Consider the following 19123-nt stretch of genomic DNA (forward strand, 5'->3'; position numbering starts at 1 on the left):
GCAGGATGGGCGCCATGACCGAGATCCGCACACCCCGCCTCCTCCTGCGTCGCTGGCATGACGACGACCTCGCGCCGATGGCGGACATCAACGCGGACCCGCGGGTCATGCGCTGGATCGACGACGGCTCGGTGCGCGACCTGGACCACACGGCAGAGGACATCGAACAGTGGGAGGAGGAGTGGGACGAGGAGGGTTTCGGACTCTTCGCCGTCGAACTGCTGGCCTCCGGTGAACTGGCAGGCTTCACGGGACTGTCCGTGCCCGAGTTCCTGCCGGAAGTACTGCCCGCCGTGGCCATCAGCTGGCGGCTCGGCTCACCGTTCTGGGGCCAGGGCTACGCATCCGAAGCCGCCCACGCCACGCTGGAGTTCGCGCTCCAGGACCGCGGCCTCGACCGCATCATCAGCATCAGCCGGGTGGGAGACGACGCCTCCGAGAACGTCATCCGAAAGCTCGGCATGGGCCTCGAGCGAGAGACGACGCACCCGGTCCATGCCTATCCACTGCACGTTCACACCATCGACCTCACCGAGTTCCAGGCGTGAAGGGGCGCACAGGTTCGACGACTTCTGCAAGGCAGATGATCCCGCACAGGTCGCCCTGGGCGGCCCCGGCGTGTCTGTCATCCGTCCGGCACGCTGCGCTGCACGACCAGGCGACGTGAACCGCCGCGGAACCTGAGCCGTAGGACGCACCGAACACCGAACGCCGAACGGCGGTTGGATTAGACGCTTCTGCGGTGAACGGACCGGGTCTACGCTCCGTATGCCTATCCGATCGAGGTGTGTATCCGGACGAACCACTCGATCTTCATGGAGTTTGTACATACGGGTCGCGTGCCGCGGCCCCGGGGGATGTGGGGCAACCATGGCGACGGCGAGTAACACGGTGCGCACAGGCACTGTGCTTCCGGTGGATGCGGCGCGTTGGGCGATGTGGACGTTCGTCATCGTCAACGTGGTGATCGTCGAGGCGCTGTTCCTCAGCGCCGGTTCGGGTAAGAACGGGGTGCTCACGGTCGCCAAGTTCTTCGGACTGCACGCGGCCCTGCTGATCCTGTTCCAACTGCTGCTGGTGGCCCGGCTGCCCTGGCTGGACCGTCGCATAGGCATGGACAGGCTCACGGTGTGGCACCGCTGGGTCGGCTTCACCCTGCTCTGGACGGTCCTCACCCACGCCACGCTGGTGGTGCTCGGCTACGCGACACTCGACGACGCGTCCATGGGGAAGACGTTCGTCGCGCTGAGCGGGGTGCCGGCCTCCCTGCTGGGCATGCTGGCCGCGGCTGTCATCGTCGTGATCGGCGCGATCTCGATCCGGCCCTTGCGGCGACGGCTGCGGTACGAGGTCTGGCACGGTCTGCACCTGCTGCTCTACGTGGCCCTCGGCCTGGCGTTCGTCCACCAGTTGCAGGAGACCACGACCTTCACGTCCTCCGCGTTCGCCGAGGCCTACTGGTGGCTCCTGTGGCTGTTCGCCTTCGGCGCCCTGCTGACCGGGCGTCTCGTCGTGCCGTTGTGGCGCAACGCGTACCACCGGTTCCGCGTCGCGGCGGTGGTGCCGGAGTCGGACAACGTGGTCTCGGTGTACGTCACCGGCCGACACCTCGACAAACTCCCCGCCCGCGCGGGCCAGTTCTGCATCTGGCGGTTCCCCGGACACAACAACTGGTGGCTGGCCAACCCCTTCTCGCTGTCTGCGGCGCCAGGCGCACTAGGGCTGCGCCTCACGGCGAAGGCGGTGGGCACCACCAGCGCGGGACTGCGGAACGTCCCGGTCGGCAGCCGCGCCTTCGTCGAGGGACCGTACGGAGCGTTCACCTCCCTGCACCGGAGCCGGCCCGGCGCCCTCCTGATCGCAGGCGGCGTGGGCATCACGCCCGTGCGGGCCATGCTGGAAGAACAGGCGACCGGCGACGTCGTCGTGCTGTACCGAGTACGCAGCGAGGCCGACGCCGTGCTCCTGAACGAGGTGCGTCACCTGGTCTCCCTCCGCGGCGGACGGTTGCACCTCCTCACCGGCCGAACCGGCGAGGCCGGCACCCCGCCGCCTTTCGCCCCGGCCGGCCTGCACCGGCTGGTCCCCGACATCACCGAACGCGACGTGTACGTCTGCGGCCCGCCCGCCATGACCAGCGCCGTACTCTCCGGCCTACGAGACCTGCGGGTCCCCGCGCGACAGGTACACGCCGAGAAGTTCGGCCTGGCCTGAACGGTCGCTCACGCAGCGGGACGCGCCGTGCCCCCGGCAGGATTCGAACCTGCGACACCCGCTTCAGGAGTTTCCCTTGGGCAGGGTTGTGACCTGTGGAAATGTCGAGCATCGAGTGTCTGGCCCCGGAAATCGCCCCTCCGTGGTTCTCACCTGTTCGCGGGGTTTCCCGTCCTCATGTGTGCTGGATGCGCAGTGCCTGTTCAGGCAGTCCGGTGGGTCATACCCAGGTCTGACCCTGCGGTTCAACTCCTGGTCCGACGCCCCGCAGGGGCCGCGAAGGCATCGTCGTTGGCATGACGAACACGGAGACATCCACAGCCATCCCGGCCACGACGATCGGCGCCCGACTGCGTGGCGCGCTGACCGTGGAACGGTGGGAGACCACCGGCTTTCCCGGGCGCTGGGTGGGCGGCACTGCCATGGTGCTCGGCCCGCTCCTGATGCTGACCGGCGCGTTGCTGCGGGTCCGCTTCCACTTCTTCTACCCCGACCAACTCGCCGCGTACGAGCGGCATCCCGTCCTGATGGCCACGGCTTACGGCCTCTTTGCCGCAGGTGGTCTGCTGCTCTGGCCCGCCGTGGCCGTGGTGGCCGCACGGATCGGGGCGCGCAGCGCCGGTTGGGGGCTGTGGGGCGGGGTGCTGGTCATGTTCGGACTGTTCGCCCGCGCCTTCCACGCGGGGGTGGACCATCTGGCCTTTCAGCTGGTGCGTTCCGAGGGGGCCGGGCCCGCCACCGAAGCGGTCTCCGCCGGCTACGGCGCCTTCCACGTCTTCGCCACGCTGAACCTCGCCATCCTCGCCGGGTGGATCGTCCTTGCCCTGGGGGCCTGGCGCACCCGGGTGCTCGGCCCGGTCCGCGCTGCCGCACTGGGCCTCACAGCGGCGCTGCCCCTCGGCGTGCTCAAGGGGACCACCCCCCTGTCGCTGGTGGCCCTGGCGGGACTGTGCGCCGCACTGGTGCCACTGGGCCTGGCGCTACTGCGCGAAGCGCCCCGTCCCCGCCGGGCGGCGGTACTGCGCTGGGTGCCGCTGACCCTGGTGACGCTCGGGCTGATGGTGCTGCTCGGACAGGCCGGTTGAGTGTATGCGTACAGGTACGGTCGGACCATGAAGGCCCAGCGGCAGCACCATCTCCACGCCCTCGACCTCGGCGTGGCCCTGGCCCTGACCGCCGTGTACATCGGCTTCGCCCGACTGACCGGCGCCGACGACGGCCAGCCCGTCTACACGGGACCGTTCTGGCTCGGCTGCCTGATCGCCGCCGCGGTCGGGCTGCCGATCGCCGTACGCCGCCGTTGGCCGCTCGCGGTCCTGGCGACCGTGCTGGCCGCGCTGGCCACGGCATCGCTCCTCGACATCCCACGTGAGCCGTACACCGCCGCCGGGCTTGCCGCCTACCTCGTCGCACTGGCCGAACCCCTCCGCCGGTCAGTGCCCGCCCTCGCGATGACGCTGCCGGTGGCGGCCGGTGCCGTGTATCTCGGCGAGGCGGTGGTCACTCCCGCCGAAGACGGGCGGGGTGCCGTGGGAGTGGCCGGGCTCGTGCTCCTGGTGATCTGCGGGGCCTGGGGCGCGGGGTTCACCGTGCGCAACCGCCGGGCCGGGGCCGTACGGGAACAGCGGCGCCGTTCGGAGCACGCGCTGACCGAGGAACGCCTGCGGATCGCCCGGGAGTTGCACGACATCGTCTCGCACAACCTCAGCCTGATCGCCGTCAAGGCGGGTGTCGCCGGGCATGTGGCGGAGGCCGATCCGCAGGAGGCGCGGGCCGCCCTCAAGGTCATCGAGGAGACAAGCCGTTCCGCGCTCACCGAGATGCGGCGCACGCTCGGCGTGCTGCGCACCGAGGGTGCGCCCCTGGGACCCGTACCGGGCCTGGACCGCCTCGACTCGCTCGCGGAGGAGGCGAAGCGGGCAGGGGTGGCCGTCGACCTTACGGTGCGCGTCGCGGAGGCCCTTGCAGAGGGAACACAGCTGACCGTCTACCGGATCGTCCAGGAGTCCCTCACCAACGCGGTCCGGCACGCCGCCCCGACCGACTGCCGGGTCACCGTCGAGGCGGACGAACGAGAGATCCGTATCGATGTCGTGGACGAGGGGCCACCGTCCGCGCCCGGGCATCCCGTCCGCGAACTGCCGGGCGGGCACGGACTCTTGGGCATACGTGAACGGGTGATGATGTACGGCGGCAGCTTCGCGGCGGGCCCCCGGACGGAGGGCGGCTTCGCGGTGTCCGTCCGTCTGCCTGCCGAAGGGAACCAACGAACATGACCGACGTGCCCCCGGTCCGGGTACTGATCGCCGACGACCAGGCGATGGTGCGCGGCAGCTTCCGGGTCCTCGTCGACCACACGCCCGGCATGACGGCCGTGGGCGAGGCCGCGAACGGAGCCGAAGCCGTCGAACTCGCCCGCCGTGAGCGGCCGGACGTCGTGCTGATGGACATCCGCATGCCCGACCTCGACGGCATCGAGGCGACCCGCCGGATCTGCTCGGACCCGGCGCTGTCCGAGGTCCGCGTCCTCATCCTCACCACGTTCGACCTGGACGAGTACGTCTACGCCGCCCTGCGCGCCGGCGCGGCGGGCTTTCTGCTCAAGGACACCCCGCCGACCGACGTCCTCACCGCTGTCGGCGTCGTCGCCGCGGGCGAGGCACTGCTCGCTCCCTCGGTGACCCGCCGTCTGATCGCGGAGTTCGCCCGCCGCCCGGAGCCCGCGCGCCCACCCAGCCGCTTGCTGGACGGAGTCACAGACCGGGAGTTGGAGGTGCTCGGCCTGATCGCGAGGGGGTTGTCCAACACGGAGATCGCAGGGCACCTCCATCTGAGCCTGGCCACGGTCAAGACCCATATCGGCCGCCTGCTCACCAAGCTGCGTGCGCGCGACCGTGCCCAGCTGGTGATCGTCGCCTATGAGACCGGCCTCGTGGGCGCCCGCCGCGGAGTGTGACCTTCAGAGGACGGCGGCCCCTCATCGGAGGTGCAGGGCGGTCGATCAAGTCGTGGTTCCTGCGTCGGGCCGGCACGTCCTGGAGCGGAGTCGTGTCACCAGCGGAGTTTGATCGATCATTTCTCGGCTATTGACGCCTGCTTCACGTGCAGGCAACATCCACCTTGCTCATCAAGCGATAATCGTTATCACACAATGAGAAACCCCTGGTGGGTGGCGAGGAGGCCACGCATGCGTGTCGGAGTGCTCGGGCTGGGCGAGGCGGGAAACCTGTATGCAACGGGGTTCCTGGAGAACGGCTGGTCGGTGGCCGGGTACGACCCGGGGGACGTGCCCACCCCGGCGGGCGTGGAACGCGCGGACAGTGTCGAAGCCACCGTCCGCGACTGCGACCTGGTGCTCGGCCTGACCGGGGCCAAGGCCGCCCTGGCGGTGGCCCGGGCGGCGGCCCCGCACCTGGGGGCCTCCACGGTGTACGCGGACATGAACGCCGGTGCCCCGGGGCTGAAGCGGGAGATCGCGCAGGCCGTGAGCTCCTCGGCGGAGTCGCAGTCGCAGCCGAAGGCCCTCTTCGCGGACGTGTCGGTGATCGGTCCCGTTCCCACGCACCGGCACCGCACCGCTCTGGTGACCAGCGGCCCGGGCGCCACGGTGATCGCGGACCACTTCGGCACGCTCGGTGCGCCGGTGGAGAACCTGGGCGGCGAGCCCGGAGCGGCCTCGGCCCGCAAGCTGCTGCGCAGTGTGTTCATGAAGGGCCTGGGCGCGATCATCGTGCAGACCGTGGAGGCGGGCCGGGCCGCCGGGGACGAGCTGTGGGTGCGCGAGCAGATCGCCGCCGAGCTCGCCGGGGGCGAGAGCACGCTGGAGCGCCTGTACGCGGGGACCGCCAAGCACGGCGTACGCCGGGCGTACGAGGCGTTGGCGGCCTCCGATCTGATGGCCGATCTCGACCTGGACGCCGAGCTGACCCGCGCGATCAGCCATGTGCACACGCTGGCGGCCCGCCCGGAAGGGCTGCGGGACGTTCCGCGGGTCTCCGACGAGCTGCTGGCCGCGCACCGGGACGTGGCCACCGCGAACATCGGCGACGCGGTGGACCGTCTCGCCCTGCTCGACTCGGGTGTCCGGCCCCTGTGGCCCGGCGCGCGGGCGATCGGGCGGGCACTGACGGTGTGGACGCGGGCCGGGGACAACCAGGCCATCCACGAGGCCATCAAGGTGGCGGCACCCGGAGACCTCATCGTGGTCAACGGCGAGGGGGACACGTCCCGCGCGCTCATCGGCGAACTGATCGCCGAACGCGCCAAGGCCCGCGGCGTCGTGGGCATGGTCCTGGACGCCGCGGCCCGCGACGTCGACGTACTCGCCGAGATCGGCTTCCCGGTGTGGGCGCGGGCGGTGACCCCGGCCGGGCCTTACAAGTTCGGCCCCGGACACGTCAACGTGCCCGTGGCGGTGGGCGGGCTCGTCTGCCGGCCCGGTGACCTGGTCGTGGCGGACAGCGACGGAGTTGCCGTGGTCGCCGCCGAGCAGGCAGAGTCGGTGCTCGCCGCCGCCCGCGCGGTCGAGGCCGACGAGGCAGGCCGCCGTGCCCGGATCCGCGCCACCGCGGGTGGCGGCAACGGAACGGGAGGCGCCTCATGATCGCCGTATGGGCGTTGGGCTGCTACATAGCGGCCATCATCGTGTGGAACTCCGTCCTCAAGCGCAACATCGGCGAGGCGCTGATCGTCGGACTCCTGGTCACCGGCCTGTTCTCCGGCGGTGACATCGGCCACGTGCTGTGGAGCAGTCTCGCCGAGGCGATGCAGGAGGAGGTGACCTTCGCCGCCCTGGCCTTCGTGTTCATGAGCTACGTACTGGCGCGCACCCCCGTCCTGGACCATCTCCTGGACATCCTCAACTCGCTCCTAGGACGCCTGCGCGGCGGCCCCATCTACACCTCGACCGTCGCCGCGGGCGTGTTCGGCGCCATCGCGCACGTGGGCGCCGCGGTCACCGCGGCCGTCGGTTCGGTCACGATCCCCTGGATGAAGCGGTCGAACGTCAGCGGCGAACTCGCCGCCACCGTCGCGGCCGGCGGCGCGGGCATGGGCGTCACCTTCCCCTTCAGCTCCACCATGTTCATCCTCCTGGGTTCGGCCGGTGTCGCCTCGGTGGTGTCCACCGACGACATCGTGCTGCCGCTCTTCCTGGGCGGGCTGTGGTGCCTGGGCTACCGGATGATCGCGGCGTTCGTCATGATCCGCCGCCACGGCATCCAGCCCGTCGACACCGGCGAGCTCAAGCCGCTGCGCCGCACGCTGGGTGTGGGCTGGACCAGCCTGCTGCTGTTCGGCGGGATCGTCCTCCCGCTGCTGCTGACCCGCGGGCCACTCGCCGGCGCGCTGGGCCGCTACCTCGACGGTGTGAAGATGTCCGACGCGATCAGCCTGATCACCTGGATACCGGTCCTGATGATCACCATCGTGCTGCTGCTCGGCCGTCGCCACCTGCCGCGCACCGGGCGGGGATGGTGGGACCTGCTGGGCGGGGCCGCCCCGCAGTTCGGTGTCCTCGGCGTCACCATCGTGGCCGCGTTCTCCGCGGCCAACGCACTGGGCGAACTCGGCCTGCCCGAGCAACTGACCGACCTGTTGTCCGGTGTGGACGCGCCCCTGTGGGTCATGGCCCTGGTCGTCGGCATCCTCGTGGTCGGTGTCGCGATCCCGCTCACCGCAAGCGCCACCATGGCGGCCATCGGCCCGGTCGCGGTCTCCGCGCTGATCGGTGCCGGGGTCTCCCCGGCCACCGCCTGCGTCGCCGTCCTGATCTTCGCCTCCACCGAGGGCGCCTCGCCCCCCTCGGGCGCGCCCATCTACGTGGCGAGCGGCATCGCGGGCGTCGACCCGTCGCGCACCTTCAAGCCGCTCCTCACCTACTACTGCGTCCCCATCCTGTTCATCGGCGCCGCCGTGGCCACCGGCGTCCTGCCCGTCTGAAACCCGAACCCGAAACCCGAACCCGAAACCCGAACCTGAACTCGAACCCGAAACCGGAATCTGAGACCCGAACCTGAAACCGGAGGCCACCCATGACCGTCCGCACACTCCAACTCCTCTTCCGCCTCACCGTCATCGGCTTCCTCGCCGGCGGTTTCCTCATCGTCATCGGCCAGGCCCTGGGCATCGCCCTGGGCGACGCCGGCTGGGTCGCCGCCGTCGAGGAGCATGCCGGACCGCCCACCTTCATCGTCGCCGGCGTCAGCGGACTGCTCGCCTTCGTCCTCTCCTACCTGACGACGGAGGAGCGGCCGGACAGGGCCACCCTGCCGGCCGGGCAGGACCTCCAGCCCGTGGCTGGGACCCGCCCGGAATAGCAGGCCCGGCGCCCCCGGTACGGCTCCGTACGGGCACCCACCGTCTGATAACTCTTATCGGACTACGGCACACCGGGTGCCGTGCCGACCGTCCAGGAGCCCACCGCCCATGGCTGCCATCTCCGCCTCCCCCATGCGTTCGGTCGACAGGGCCTTCGACGTGCTGGGCGTCCTCGAGGACGCCCGGCACCCGCTGCGCCTGAGTGACGTCGCCCGCCGCGCGGAGCTGCACGTGGCCACCGCCCAGCGCATCCTGAACGTCCTGGTCGACCGCGGTTACGCGGCCAAGGAGGACTCCGGCTACGTGGCCGGCCCGGCCGCCGTCGCCACCGCTCACGCGTTCCTGGTCAACAACCGGCTCAGCCCCGTGGCCCTGCCCGTCCTCCAGGAACTGGCCGCCACCACCGGGCTCACGCCGACCCTGTACGTGCGCGTCGGATCCGCCCGGGTGCCGATCGCCCGCGTCGAGGGCCGCAACCCGCTGCGCTACCAACTGCCCATCGGGGACAAGCTCCCCCTGCACCTGGGTGCCGGAAAGGCACTGCTGGCCTGGCTGCCCGAGGACGAACGCGCGACCTGTGTCGCCGCCGCGGCGCCCTTCACCCGAGCCTCCGGCGAACAGACCACCGCCGAGGACCTGACCGCCGAACTGCGCAACGTCAGACAGGACGGCTACGCCCTCTCCCGGAGCGAACGCGTCCAGGGCGTCACCTCCGTCAGCGCACCCATCCTCAAGGGCGACACCTTGCTGGGCGCCCTCAGCATCACCGGATCCAGCAGCGACCTGCCCGAGAGCGAGCACCCGCGCATCATCACCGAAGTCCGCCACGCGGCGGAGGCCATCGCGGCCCGCTGCCCCTGACCGAAAGCCACTCCTGTGCCGCTGCCTGTACCGACGTACGACGAACTCCTCCACCGCACCGACGCACCACCCGGATCCAGTTGGCACCTCTTCGCCGACCAGCCCGAACGCGGCATGGCCAACTTCGCGGGCCCGCAGCAGATCCTGCGCGCCGCCCAGTGCGTACGCGACGGCCGCGCCCTCAACCTCGACCACCCCCTCGACGCCTTCGATCCGCCCATGTCCATGGCGCGCGGCATCCCCCACCACCGCATCACGGCCAAGCACGACCAGGCCCGCGACGACGTCCTGGACAACTTCCACCTCCAGGCGAGCACCCAGATCGACGGGCTGCGCCACCGCCGCGCCTCCGGACACGGCTTCTACAACGGCGTACCCGACGACGACATCAAACCGCGCAGCCCGCGCCTGGGAGTCCAGCTCTGGGCGGAGACACCGCTGGCCGGACGTGCCCTCCTCATCGACGTCGAAGGACTCCTACGAGCACACGGCACCCCGCTCGACCACGCCACGGGCCCCGCCCTCACGCCGTCCCTGCTCGACCAGGCACTCGACGCACAGGGCTGCCGTGTCGAGGACGGCGACCTCGTCCTCGTCCACACCGGGTGGGCCCACTGGTACCTCACCACCGACCCCGCCACCCGCGCGGAGACCCGAACGGCCCGGCGCGCCACAGGCTTCGCCCAGTCCCGCGCCTTCGCCGCCTGGTGCTGGGACCACCGCATCGCCCTGATGGCCACCGACACCTTCGCCGTCGAAGTCCTGCCCGTACTACCGGAGAGCGACTTTCAGCAGAGCGCGCCTGAAGACGCCGGGATGATGCACCAGGAGCTGATCGCCAAACTCGGCCTTCCCCTGGGCGAGTTGTGGAACCTGACCGCCCTGGCCGCCGACTGCCGTACCACCGGCCGCTGGGACAGCCTCCTGACCGTCAAACCGCTCCACCTCACCGGCGGAGTCGGCTCACCCGCCAATGCCACCGCGCTGCGCTGACCTGGACTGCCGTGGCGTTTGCGCAGCGGATACCCACCGTGACCTGTAGGGAGAGATGCGCAGCACGCCGTCGAGTCCGAGTCGACGCAGGACGCGTTCGGAGTGAGGCGCGTGGACACCGGCATGTCCGGGAGCCCTGTCTGCCGCAGTGTGCCGTCGATCAGCACGTACAGGAGGGACTGGTCGTGCCGTTGGACGGAGTGGTGCCGCCCATGGCGGCCAGGTAGTCCACGATCGCCGAGAACCCGGCGCACCGGATGTGGCAGTCGGCAGTCGGCCGCCCGCGCCAAGGCAGGGGAGCAGTGGTACGAGTCCGGTTACGTCTTCACCACCCGCACCGGTCGCCAGGTCGAGCCGCGGAATGTCTACCGCTCCTCCACCCGCGTCGCCGAATCCAACGGCCTTCGCGTCATCCGGTTGCACAACGCTCGGCACGGCCACGCTCCTCACGGCGGCCGGAGTTGCGCCCCGCGTACGTAGGGGCCCGCTCCACCCGAATTCGGGTGGAGCGGGCCCTGTGAACTGGTGCCCCCGGCAGGATTCGAACCTGCGACACCCGCTTTAGAGGTCGTTTTCCTCTGTAATGCGGTGTTGTCTCTAGCTTTGCGCCCCCCTGATGGTCTGGTGCTGGCGAGTCTGCAGTGCGGGCCGCGGCTGGCGAGGCGGATGGTGTGGCGTCTGGGGCGAGAGCCGATCTACGCCTGTCTCATTCCAGGACGCCCGGATCTGTCCCGTGCTCCCGCGAGGCAGAACCCACGCCTGGGCGCACGCCCTCGATCGGCGGTATGCCCAGGTGATGACCGACCGTCGCGCGTATCCGAGTGATCTGTCCGATGCCCGCTGGGAGTTGATCGAGCCGGTGCTGTCCGCGTGGCGCTTCGAACGCCGCGGCCGGGCCCTGGACTTCGGCAGGCCGCCCCAGCACGACCTGCGCGAGATCATGAACGCGATTGACTACGTGGACCGCACCGGCTGCCAGTGGGCCTACCTCCCGCACGACTTCCCGCCCCACCAGACGGTCTACGGCTACTTCGCCAAATGGCAGACCGACGGCATCTTCGCCCAGCTCAACGGCCTATTACGGGAGTTGGTACGCCAGCAGGAAGGTAAGCACCGCCATCCCTCAGCCTGCGTGATCGACGCCCAGAGCGTGAAGACCTCCACCTCCGTCCCCGCCAGGACGCAGGGCATCGACGCGGGCAAGAAGATCGTGGGCCGCAAACGCAGCATTGTCACCGACACCCTCGGCCTGCTGCTGGCGGTGCTGGTGACCGCGGCCGACGTCCAGGACTCCACCGCCGGCCGCCCCCTCCTGGAGCAGGCCGCCACCGACCACCCCACCCTGCGCAAGGTTTGGGTCGACGGCGGCTACCGCAAGCACTTCGTCGAGCACGCTGCCGCCCTCGGCATTGACCTCGAAATCGTTCAACGCACCCCCGGGACCAGGGGATTCACCCCGATCCCGAAACGCTGGACGGTCGAGCGAACCTACGGCTGGCTCATGCTGCATCGGCGCCTGGCGCGCGACTACGAAACCCACCCGCACCGCTCCGAAGCCATGATCCATATCGCCATGACCGACCTGATGGCTCGCCGCCTCACCGGCGAGAACACCATCTCCTGGCGCGACCCGACATCAGCGGATCAAATTCGCATCCCGGGATGAAACAACGGGAGAAAACGACCTCTTAGGCCGGATGACCTCAATGAGCTTGCGGCGTCCGGCCTTTCGCAGTGCGGACGGGGACCCGTAGCGTTCCAGCAGCCAGGTCACCGCGATGTGGTCCAGACGCGGGCCCAGGACGCGTTCCAGCGACCGGTGGAACTGGGTGAGCAGGCCGCGGATCCGGTTGTTGGTGCGGGTGGCCTCGGCCGCCAGGTCCTGGTCGAAGCCGACCAGGACCGTGAGTTCGGCGGTGATCTCGTCGGTCAGTTCCAGCGAGCGCAGGGTATGCGGCATGGTGCGGGCCGCGTCCGCGATCACCGCAGCGTCCTTCACGTCGGTTTTCGCCTCGCCGGGGTAGAGGTCGGCGATCCGGCGCATGGACAGGCCGGGCAGGTAGGCGACCTTGCAGCCGGCGTCCCGGGCGACGGTCAAGGGCAGGGCGCCGATGGAGGCGGGCTGGTCCACGATCACCAAGACGGTGCCGAACTTGGTCTTCAGCTTGTCGAAGACGTCTCGCAGCTTCGTTTCGGTGTTGGGCAGTTGCTTGTCGAAGACCTTCTTGCCGGCCGGCGTGAGTCCGTGACCGTGGTGGGCGCTCTTGCCGACGTCCAAGCCGAGGAAGACGACGCCTATCTCGTCACTGTCGTTCAAGCCGTCCTCCCGAACGGATTCGTGCCGTGCTGGCCAGGGCGTTGGCGTCGTGCGCGCATCCACGTTATGCAGACCTGCCGCCCGCGAACGGCCGGGCGTTGCGCCTGGCCAGGCGGTAGTCGGACCTCTCATCAGCGTCTCCAACGGCGCCTCTCGGGCCCGGTGACACCCCCCCAGGTCATGCCTTCGACAGGGGGAACAGTCATGCCGGGCCCGGAGGCCAGCGGCCCTCTTGCAGGACCGCGGAAAACATAACGGGGGAGTTACGTGAGCGCCGACCTCAAACGAAGTGGGGCCAAAACAGCTTGGAACAAGGGGCGCACGAGACGATCCGCACGCCCCCTGTAGCCCCTCGTTGGAGCCAAAACAACTTGGCATCGTGGTCCCAAAAGAAGGATCTGGCTCACTTTGCGGATGCTGTTGGTGATCTTCAGATGGCCAAGTCCCGGCAGAGGCGCCGAAATTGGCTGGCTGGTGTGATGGGACGCGGTGGGGTGGTGCCGGGTGGAAGGCATCCGCTGAGGCGGATGATGTTCGTTCCTGCGGCGGTGAGTACGTGCTGGACGTGGGTTTTCGCGATGCCGTGGTAGCGGCAGTGCCGCAGGCCGTGGGTATGGACGGTTTCTGAGACAGTCGCCGGTGAGCACAGCGAGGGCGAGGCCGCCGCGGTGTGTGGTGACCACCGCGTCGACCTGCGGTACCGGCCGGTGTCCCCCCACGGCCCCTCGACCACCGCGACATCGGGTCGTGGGCTCCGGCCGGTCGCCATGCACGGCATCGTGTCCCAGTGAGGCTGGGCGAGTGATCCTACCGCCCGGCGGTACAGCGCGACCGCCGGGCGTTCCCGCGTCGTCCGCGGGTCGCAGATGGGTCAACTCCCTTGGCGGACACGGATCTTCTGGTGTTCCCCCAGTGATACGTTTACGCCGTCTGGAAATTCAGTTCGAATATGGGTGGGGTTCACTTCCATGGGCAATGTCCGAAGAAATCTCCTGACGGTGGCCGGCGTGATCGCGAGCGGCAGCGCAGTGGTCGCGATGGTGGCGACCCCGGCGGCTGCCACGACGTACGGCGCGGGGAGCAGGGGCCTGGACTCGTTCACGTACTTCAACAACGACGGCGAGATCCTCACCTCCGAGGACAACAACGCCGACGGCCACGGCGCCACGGCCCAGTGGCGTTACAGCGGCTCGTCCACCGTCAACTCGTACTACAATCCCAACGGCGCGGGAAACACGAAGACCTGGAACCTCTCCCTGCCTGAGAACAGGTTCATCGATATCCGCGCCTGCCTCCAGGACGGCGCCGGAGGTACTCCGTGGGACTGCGGCCCGTGGGAGGGTGCCTCCACTGGCTGACCCGCCTCCCGATACCTGAGGTCGATCGCATGGCGCTGGAAGCAGTGGTCCGGGACGTGGACGACATGATCTTCGACTACACCACCGCCAATCGTGTCGGCATGCACGGACACCTCGCGGCCGAGGGCCTTCTCGACGGGTACGACAGCGTCGAGGAGGCCCTCGTGAGCCGGCGGCAGGTCTGCGAGGTGCACGCCGGCAGGTAGCCAACGGTTGGCGGTGAGCGAGTTGTGTCCTCCTCGCCTCCTGGCTGACCTTCTCCCGGCCAGGACAGCCAGGTGAAGGAGGTATCGATGGGTGCAGTTCGTGTCTCACACAAGATCACCAACAGCATCCTTTGCGTGAAGCCAACACGGTGAGTGCTGGTCGGCAAACGGCCCGCCCACCGGCGGGACGTCGCTGGTTACGTATCGATGACAATGGGGCTGTCCCGATCAGGCTGGCGCCGGCCGATCGGAAGGAGACGCCTGGAAAGCGAGGCGTGCACGCGGGCGGCAAAAGCCTCGATGTCCTTGACGTCCGCGCCCGCCTGCACGGGGTTGTACCAATAAGCTTCAGGCTGGGATTGTGGCCTCAGTTCGTGCCACAGGATCCTGAGATACTTCGCGTCCATCTCGATCTCCAGTGCGCCGCTGGCTCGTTCACGAACTGGGCAGCGACCTTGTAGCCGCGCACATCGCCGGAGGGGAAGTACACGACCTCGACGAGCATGCCGTCGATGTGGCTGAGCAGGTGGACGAACTCCTCCATGGTGGAGGCGGCGGCCACGGCGGTCCGTACGATGGCGCGCGAGCGCTCGCGGGCGGGCTTGTCCTGGCCGGTGCGGCGGGCCTTCTCCTGCTCGGCGCGGGTGGGCCGCTTGGCGGCGGTGCGGTCGCCGCGGACGACTTGGAGCAGGCCGTATTCCTTCTCGATGGTGGCGAGTTCGCGGTCGGCGGTGTGGTAGTCGTTCCAGTGCCGGGCGGTGCGCAGATCTGCCCGGACCTTGGTGGCGGCGATGTGGATGTGGTCGGGGGCGTGGCGGACGGCGACCCACCGGCAGCCGTCTGGATCGCCTTCCGGCGCGATGCCGGTGGCCGCCACCACGCGGCGGGCGATGTCGGCCCATTCCTCGTCGCTGAGGATGCGGTCTTCGGGGGCGGCCCGGAGCGAGCAGTGCCACACGTGCTGCTCGGGCGCGCGGCCCAGCCGCTGGGCCTGCTTGACGTGCAGGTTGAGGTCGGCCACGAGGAGCTTCCTGGTGGCATCGAAGTCGTCACTGCGGCCGGGGTCGGGGGCAAAGCCGTCCCAGGAGGCGACCAGGTGCGGGTCGGTGTGGTCCTTGGCCTTCTTGGTGTCGAACAGGTACCGGACCAATCCGGCGGTCCCCTTGCCGCTTCGGATCTTCGCGATCACCGGGCCGCCTTCTTGGAGACGGCCTGGTTCGCGGCTGCCGCGATATGGCGGACGGTGGTGCCAACCGCGGTCAGGGTCTGCTCGGCCTGGGCCAGGACGACGGTGTCCCCAGGGTGTGGATGGCCACCGGAGTTCAGCTTCCTGGCGATCTGGTTGATGTTGTGGCCGATCTTGGCGACCTCGCTGCGGAGAGCGGTCAGTTCGTCGATGTAGTCGTCGAGCGGGGTGCGCTGACCGGGCAGGGCGAGGTCGCCGTGGACGCGGGCCATGACGACAGCGCCGACGTAGTGGGCGCCGGCGATGTTCAGCGAGCGAGCCTCGCGGAGGATTTCTGTCTTCTCGTCGACGCTGTAGCGCACGTCGACGCGTTCTTTGCGTTGCACGGCTTCGCGCTGGCGGCGGCGGGCGACGCGGTGCAGCTCGGCGGCGTCGGCGGCACGCGGCAGCTGGGCGGCGGCGGTGCCTGCGGGCTGTTCCCCCTCAGGCACCCCCTGGTGCCCGAGCCCCTCCGCCACCCCCGGGGCGGAGGCATCCCCGTTGATCCGGCCCTTGGACGGTCCAGCGGGATACCTTGCTGCGCTGTCTGGGGCTGAGGTGGTGTGCGTCTGCTGCTGAGCGGTGGGGAGTTCGTGGTGCTGTTCGTGCATGGTGGTGCTCCGATGGTGAGGGGCTGTGTCACGTGCGTCGCATCCGTCCCATGCCTGGTCAGGACAGGTACGGACACTCGGGCAGGTACGGAGAAGTCCGTCCCGGTGAGGACATCCGTCCCCGCGCTGACCTGCGCGGGGACGGATGCGACGCAGTGATACGGACCCAGGGGGAGGCGGGTCAGCGGGCGGGCTTGGGGTCGGCGGGGCCGCCGGGCGGGCCGACGGGCAGCTGGCCCGCCTGGGCGGCAGGTGGTTTGCCCTGGGCCGGGTGCGCAGGCCTGGCGTCGTGCGCGGGGGCGGGCGCCGTCTCGGTGAGGTCGGGGCAGTGCCGGGCCCAGCTGTCGAGGAACCGGTTGCGGGCGTACCCCTTGGCCTGCTTGCCCTTGTCGAAGGGGTAGTTGGCCGGGCGGATGTCGAAGTCCCGGAGCATGTTGCCCAGGTGGTGGGCGTTGAGTCCCTTGGTGCCGTGTTCCGCCCAGGGTGCGTCGGGGTTCTGGAGCAGGGCGGTGACCAGATCCAGGGAGGACAGGGCCTCGGGGTTGCCGTGTGCCTGGAAGATGCGGTGGATGTCGTGCAGCAGCCGGGTCTTCAGGTTGGTCTGCTCGTCCTGGACGGCCTCGTACCGGGTCATCGCGACACAGGCCGCACGGGCGCTGGCGGGCCAGTGGCCGCCGACCAGGTCGGCGATGATGACCAGCGGTTCCCAGGTGTCCGCCGCCCGGTCCTCCACGGGCATGGTCGGCGCCATGCGGCCGGCCGTGGCGCGCAGCGGGCCCAGCCAGGCGGCCAGCTTGTCCCGCAGTGCGTTCAGTTCCGGTGTGGCGTAGCGGGAGCGGAACGGGGTGACCTTCTCGCCTGGCTTGCGCTTTTGCATGCGGAGCACGACCGCCCGGTCCGTGATCGTGTCGGGCAGGTCGCCGATCGAGGCCAGCGCGGCCATGGCGAAGGTGGGATACGGGGTCGGCTTGTGCTCCGGACCGGAGATGCGCCAGGCGGGCCGGTTGCGCTGGTGCCCGGCGTTCAGCAGGCCGCGCAGTTCCTCGTTCTCGCCCGCCTTGCTGAAGATGGTGTCGGCCTCGTCCACCAGGATCGTGCGCGGGTTCTTGCCGATGACGCGGAAGAGCACCGCCGTGGACATGTTCACCGTCATGATCGGCTGGTGGACGGTCTCGTGGAGCACGTCCAGAACACGGGACTTGCCGCAGCCCTTCGTCGGGCCTACGACCGCCAGACACGGCGCGTGCTGCAGAACGCTCTGGATGTGCGTGGCCGCCACCCACAGGGTGGCTGCTGTCAGCGCCTCGTCACTGGGCAGTACGACGTACTTGCCAATCACCGCCCGCAATTCATCCAGCAGTTCCGCACCCTCACCGGAACCCGGTTCCCCAGGGTCTGCCGGTCCCCGAGGAGGCCAGGAGCGGGTCCCGTGATCCGGTCCCCGTGCGTCGACGGGACCGGTCCCCTCCTGCTGGGCGGCTCCCGCCACGGGGTTGTCGGTCCCCGGCGACTGGCGGGGACCGTGCTCACGGTCCCCATTGCGGTCCCCTGGTGCAATGGCCGTCTCTTGGGGATTGGTCCCCGTTTCCACGCCGCTGGCCTGCGGGTTTGCGCCGGATGTCGATACGGAGACCGGGGCGTGCGGGGACCGAGTACCGGGCACGTCGCGGGGTCGGTCCCCAACAGCTGCGTCAGCGGACGACTGGGGACGGTCCCCGTGTGCTTGCGCATCCGCCGGGGGCTCGACGGTCCCCGACGCCGGGGACCGTGTGTCCGCTGGATCCCTGCGGCGCCAGGGGATGCCCTCGCCGGGGACCGCGGGCGTGGGCCAGCCGGTGGGGGGAGGTGTTCGTGGTGCTGGGGGACGTAGAGTCCTCCATAGGCGTTCCTCTCCGGTGCGGGGCAGGACGGGCAAGGTCCCGCCCCTCACCAGCTTGTTCGTTCAGGGATGGGCAATTGGCAGGGGAGTCTTCGGCCCTCGGCGTTGGCGCGCCGGGGGCCGCTTCGTTGTCCGCGTCGGACGCGGGGGCAGGCCGTGAGGTCGTACGACGTCTGGGCGTCCAGCCACGCGTCCACCTCCCGCCAGCGGTAGCGCAGGTGACGGCCGACCTTGTGGACACTGGGGCCGATGCCCCGGTACTTCCACTGGTAGAGCGTCTTCACCGGCACCCCGAGGTACACGGCCACGTCGGCGGGAGTGGCGAGCCGGTCACGCTCGGCGTCGGCAAGGCGCGGGGAGTGGTTCGGCAATGAGGTCTCCATATCGGAATCAGGGTTTTGGACGGCAGGCGTGGACAACACAGCCACACCACCCGTGGAAGCATTCAGAGTGAATTCTGAACATCCCGGCTACTTCCCTCGGCGTCGCCGGGGAAGACCAAAACAGCAAGTGCGGATCCCCGGTTGCCGAAATCGCTCTCGCGGGAGCCGAAATTTTCTGCGGCGAAGCAACCGGCTGAGGTGCCGGAATCCGGTACCTCAGCAGCTCAGAGGCGGTGTCCAGCAATCAGCAGCGACACGGCCAGCCCGCCGGACAACGCATCCGATAGGCGCTCAAATCGCCCACCTCTTTGACGCGGCGGGAAGGTAGCACAACCTCCCCGCTGAAACGGCTCGTGATGTACCGGAATTCGACGAGACGAACACCACTTCGCCCTCGGACGGCTTTTGGGGAGTTTAAGAACTAACTCTTTCCATGACGGGCGGATGCAAGTTACAGCTATCTGTCATGCCGAACCGACCTGTCGAAATAGGCCCCGCCGGCCTCCACACCGCCCGCGCCATCGAGCACCTACGCCTCGTGCGCGGCCTGACCCAGCACCAGCTCGCCGCCCGCTGCACCGCACTGGGCCGCCCGATGGCCAACACCGCCCTCAGTCGCACCGAACGCGCCCGCCGCCGCTGCGACGTGGACGACCTCGTCGCCCTCGCCACTGCGCTCGGCGCCCCTCCCGCAAGCCTGCTCCTGCCGCTCCCGTCGGTGTCCGGTGATGACCGGAGGGGGTACTAGTTGGCGCGGG

At 69.5% G+C, this 19123-nt stretch carries 18 protein-coding genes and 5 pseudogenes; 15 read left to right on the top strand and 8 right to left on the bottom strand.

All coding sequences use genetic code 11. The annotated features are described in order from the left end of the window. The first annotated feature begins 14 nt into the window (after nucleotides 1–14). The 12 genes and pseudogenes from ACIHFB_RS33165 (at nucleotide 15) to ACIHFB_RS33220 (ending at nucleotide 12052) form a co-directional block, all read left to right on the top strand. On the top strand, nucleotides 15–548 hold the full coding sequence (locus tag ACIHFB_RS33165; protein ID WP_365276131.1) for a GNAT family N-acetyltransferase: 534 nt from the start codon (nucleotides 15–17) through the stop codon (nucleotides 546–548). A 322-nt stretch (nucleotides 549–870) separates the two neighbouring features. Next, the gene (locus ACIHFB_RS33170; protein ID WP_400128887.1) at nucleotides 871–2214 is read left to right on the top strand and encodes a ferric reductase-like transmembrane domain-containing protein; all 1344 of its coding nucleotides are present in this window, start codon (nucleotides 871–873) and stop codon (nucleotides 2212–2214) included. Between the two features lie 296 nt (nucleotides 2215–2510). Further along, nucleotides 2511–3299, top strand: coding sequence for a hypothetical protein (locus ACIHFB_RS33175; protein WP_400128888.1), 789 nt, complete (start codon nucleotides 2511–2513; stop codon nucleotides 3297–3299). A gap of 27 nt (nucleotides 3300–3326) precedes the next feature. Next, the gene (locus ACIHFB_RS33180) at nucleotides 3327–4490 is read left to right on the top strand and encodes a sensor histidine kinase (RefSeq protein WP_400128889.1); all 1164 of its coding nucleotides are present in this window, start codon (nucleotides 3327–3329) and stop codon (nucleotides 4488–4490) included. Then, complete coding sequence (locus tag ACIHFB_RS33185) at nucleotides 4487–5170, top strand: response regulator transcription factor (protein ID WP_365276140.1); 684 nt, start codon at nucleotides 4487–4489, stop codon at nucleotides 5168–5170. Before ACIHFB_RS33180 ends, ACIHFB_RS33185 begins: the two co-directional genes overlap by 4 nt. Before the next feature lie 231 nt (nucleotides 5171–5401). Then, nucleotides 5402–6817, top strand: coding sequence for a DUF1932 domain-containing protein (locus tag ACIHFB_RS33190; protein WP_400128890.1), 1416 nt, complete (start codon nucleotides 5402–5404; stop codon nucleotides 6815–6817). Continuing rightward, nucleotides 6814–8154, top strand: a complete 1341-nt coding sequence (locus ACIHFB_RS33195) for a TRAP transporter large permease subunit (RefSeq protein ID WP_365276146.1) — start codon at nucleotides 6814–6816, stop codon at nucleotides 8152–8154. The genes ACIHFB_RS33190 and ACIHFB_RS33195 overlap by 4 nt, the downstream gene beginning before the upstream one ends. Before the next feature lie 92 nt (nucleotides 8155–8246). After that, a complete protein-coding gene (locus tag ACIHFB_RS33200; RefSeq protein ID WP_365276149.1) occupies nucleotides 8247–8531 on the top strand; it encodes a hypothetical protein in 285 nt (94 codons plus the stop codon). 109 nt (nucleotides 8532–8640) lie between these two features. Further along, entirely contained in the window at nucleotides 8641–9393 is a 753-nt protein-coding gene (locus ACIHFB_RS33205; protein ID WP_365276152.1) for an IclR family transcriptional regulator, read from the top strand. A 15-nt stretch (nucleotides 9394–9408) separates the two neighbouring features. Beyond that, a complete protein-coding gene (locus ACIHFB_RS33210) occupies nucleotides 9409–10386 on the top strand; it encodes a cyclase family protein (protein ID WP_400128891.1) in 978 nt (325 codons plus the stop codon). Nucleotides 10387–10653: 267 nt separating this feature from the next. Further along, nucleotides 10654–10861 (top strand): annotated as a pseudogene (locus ACIHFB_RS33215) (site-specific integrase); the annotation flags it as partial. Between the two features lie 321 nt (nucleotides 10862–11182). Then, the gene (locus ACIHFB_RS33220; RefSeq protein WP_365276157.1) at nucleotides 11183–12052 is read left to right on the top strand and encodes an IS5 family transposase; all 870 of its coding nucleotides are present in this window, start codon (nucleotides 11183–11185) and stop codon (nucleotides 12050–12052) included. Nucleotides 12053–12073: 21 nt separating this feature from the next. Here ACIHFB_RS33220 and ACIHFB_RS33225 read toward each other — a convergent pair. From ACIHFB_RS33225 to ACIHFB_RS33235, 3 genes and pseudogenes are all read right to left on the bottom strand, one after another. Continuing rightward, nucleotides 12074–12703 (bottom strand): annotated as a pseudogene (locus tag ACIHFB_RS33225) (IS110 family transposase); the annotation flags it as partial. Between the two features lie 430 nt (nucleotides 12704–13133). Then, nucleotides 13134–13352: a transposase gene (locus ACIHFB_RS33230; RefSeq protein WP_400128967.1), complete on the bottom strand. Its 219-nt coding sequence runs from the start codon at nucleotides 13350–13352 to the stop codon at nucleotides 13134–13136. Beyond that, nucleotides 13330–13445: pseudogene (locus tag ACIHFB_RS33235) on the bottom strand (laccase); the annotation flags it as partial. The gene ACIHFB_RS33230 and the pseudogene ACIHFB_RS33235, both read right to left, overlap by 23 nt. 226 nt (nucleotides 13446–13671) lie before the next feature. Here ACIHFB_RS33235 and ACIHFB_RS33240 point away from each other — a divergent pair. Further along, on the top strand, nucleotides 13672–14061 hold the full coding sequence (locus ACIHFB_RS33240) for a hypothetical protein (protein ID WP_400128892.1): 390 nt from the start codon (nucleotides 13672–13674) through the stop codon (nucleotides 14059–14061). A gap of 29 nt (nucleotides 14062–14090) precedes the next feature. Beyond that, on the top strand, nucleotides 14091–14267 hold the full coding sequence (locus ACIHFB_RS33245) for a hypothetical protein (protein ID WP_365276163.1): 177 nt from the start codon (nucleotides 14091–14093) through the stop codon (nucleotides 14265–14267). Nucleotides 14268–14464: 197 nt separating this feature from the next. Here ACIHFB_RS33245 and ACIHFB_RS33250 read toward each other — a convergent pair whose 3' ends face one another. The 5 genes and pseudogenes from ACIHFB_RS33250 to ACIHFB_RS33270 all read right to left on the bottom strand — a co-directional run. Continuing rightward, nucleotides 14465–14674: a hypothetical protein gene (locus ACIHFB_RS33250; protein ID WP_365276841.1), complete on the bottom strand. Its 210-nt coding sequence runs from the start codon at nucleotides 14672–14674 to the stop codon at nucleotides 14465–14467. Nucleotides 14675–14709: 35 nt separating this feature from the next. Continuing rightward, nucleotides 14710–15456: pseudogene (locus tag ACIHFB_RS33255) on the bottom strand (relaxase/mobilization nuclease domain-containing protein); the annotation flags it as partial. After that, the gene (locus ACIHFB_RS33260) at nucleotides 15453–16103 is read right to left on the bottom strand and encodes a MobC family plasmid mobilization relaxosome protein (protein WP_400128893.1); all 651 of its coding nucleotides are present in this window, start codon (nucleotides 16101–16103) and stop codon (nucleotides 15453–15455) included. The pseudogene ACIHFB_RS33255 and the gene ACIHFB_RS33260, both read right to left, overlap by 4 nt. 181 nt (nucleotides 16104–16284) lie before the next feature. Then, entirely contained in the window at nucleotides 16285–17451 is a 1167-nt protein-coding gene (locus ACIHFB_RS33265) for a DUF3631 domain-containing protein (protein ID WP_400128894.1), read from the bottom strand. A 689-nt stretch (nucleotides 17452–18140) separates the two neighbouring features. Then, nucleotides 18141–18353: pseudogene (locus ACIHFB_RS33270) on the bottom strand (helix-turn-helix transcriptional regulator); the annotation flags it as partial. Nucleotides 18354–18831: 478 nt separating this feature from the next. Here ACIHFB_RS33270 and ACIHFB_RS33275 point away from each other — a divergent pair. Beyond that, a complete protein-coding gene (locus ACIHFB_RS33275; RefSeq protein ID WP_400128895.1) occupies nucleotides 18832–19113 on the top strand; it encodes a helix-turn-helix domain-containing protein in 282 nt (93 codons plus the stop codon). Nucleotides 19114–19123 lie beyond the last annotated feature (10 nt).

The sequence above is a fragment of the Streptomyces sp. NPDC051963 genome, from assembly GCF_044593495.1.
In the GTDB taxonomy this organism is placed as follows: domain Bacteria; phylum Actinomycetota; class Actinomycetes; order Streptomycetales; family Streptomycetaceae; genus Streptomyces.

Excerpts from the sequence above, each read along its gene's own strand:
- ACIHFB_RS33170 (WP_400128887.1), top strand. The coding sequence starts at position 871 with ATGGCGACGGCGAGTAACACGGTGCGCACAGGCACTGTGCTTCCGGTG.
- ACIHFB_RS33240 (WP_400128892.1), top strand. The coding sequence starts at position 13,672 with ATGGGCAATGTCCGAAGAAATCTCCTGACGGTGGCCGGCGTGATCGCG.
- ACIHFB_RS33200 (WP_365276149.1), top strand. The coding sequence starts at position 8,247 with ATGACCGTCCGCACACTCCAACTCCTCTTCCGCCTCACCGTCATCGGC.
- ACIHFB_RS33190 (WP_400128890.1), top strand. The coding sequence starts at position 5,402 with ATGCGTGTCGGAGTGCTCGGGCTGGGCGAGGCGGGAAACCTGTATGCA.
- ACIHFB_RS33180 (WP_400128889.1), top strand. The coding sequence starts at position 3,327 with ATGAAGGCCCAGCGGCAGCACCATCTCCACGCCCTCGACCTCGGCGTG.
- ACIHFB_RS33260 (WP_400128893.1), bottom strand. The coding sequence starts at position 16,103 with ATGCACGAACAGCACCACGAACTCCCCACCGCTCAGCAGCAGACGCAC.
- ACIHFB_RS33275 (WP_400128895.1), top strand. The coding sequence starts at position 18,832 with ATGCCGAACCGACCTGTCGAAATAGGCCCCGCCGGCCTCCACACCGCC.
- ACIHFB_RS33185 (WP_365276140.1), top strand. The coding sequence starts at position 4,487 with ATGACCGACGTGCCCCCGGTCCGGGTACTGATCGCCGACGACCAGGCG.
- ACIHFB_RS33250 (WP_365276841.1), bottom strand. The coding sequence starts at position 14,674 with ATGGACGCGAAGTATCTCAGGATCCTGTGGCACGAACTGAGGCCACAA.
- ACIHFB_RS33220 (WP_365276157.1), top strand. The coding sequence starts at position 11,183 with ATGACCGACCGTCGCGCGTATCCGAGTGATCTGTCCGATGCCCGCTGG.
- ACIHFB_RS33175 (WP_400128888.1), top strand. The coding sequence starts at position 2,511 with ATGACGAACACGGAGACATCCACAGCCATCCCGGCCACGACGATCGGC.
- ACIHFB_RS33205 (WP_365276152.1), top strand. The coding sequence starts at position 8,641 with ATGGCTGCCATCTCCGCCTCCCCCATGCGTTCGGTCGACAGGGCCTTC.
- ACIHFB_RS33165 (WP_365276131.1), top strand. The coding sequence starts at position 15 with ATGACCGAGATCCGCACACCCCGCCTCCTCCTGCGTCGCTGGCATGAC.
- ACIHFB_RS33245 (WP_365276163.1), top strand. The coding sequence starts at position 14,091 with ATGGCGCTGGAAGCAGTGGTCCGGGACGTGGACGACATGATCTTCGAC.
- ACIHFB_RS33195 (WP_365276146.1), top strand. The coding sequence starts at position 6,814 with ATGATCGCCGTATGGGCGTTGGGCTGCTACATAGCGGCCATCATCGTG.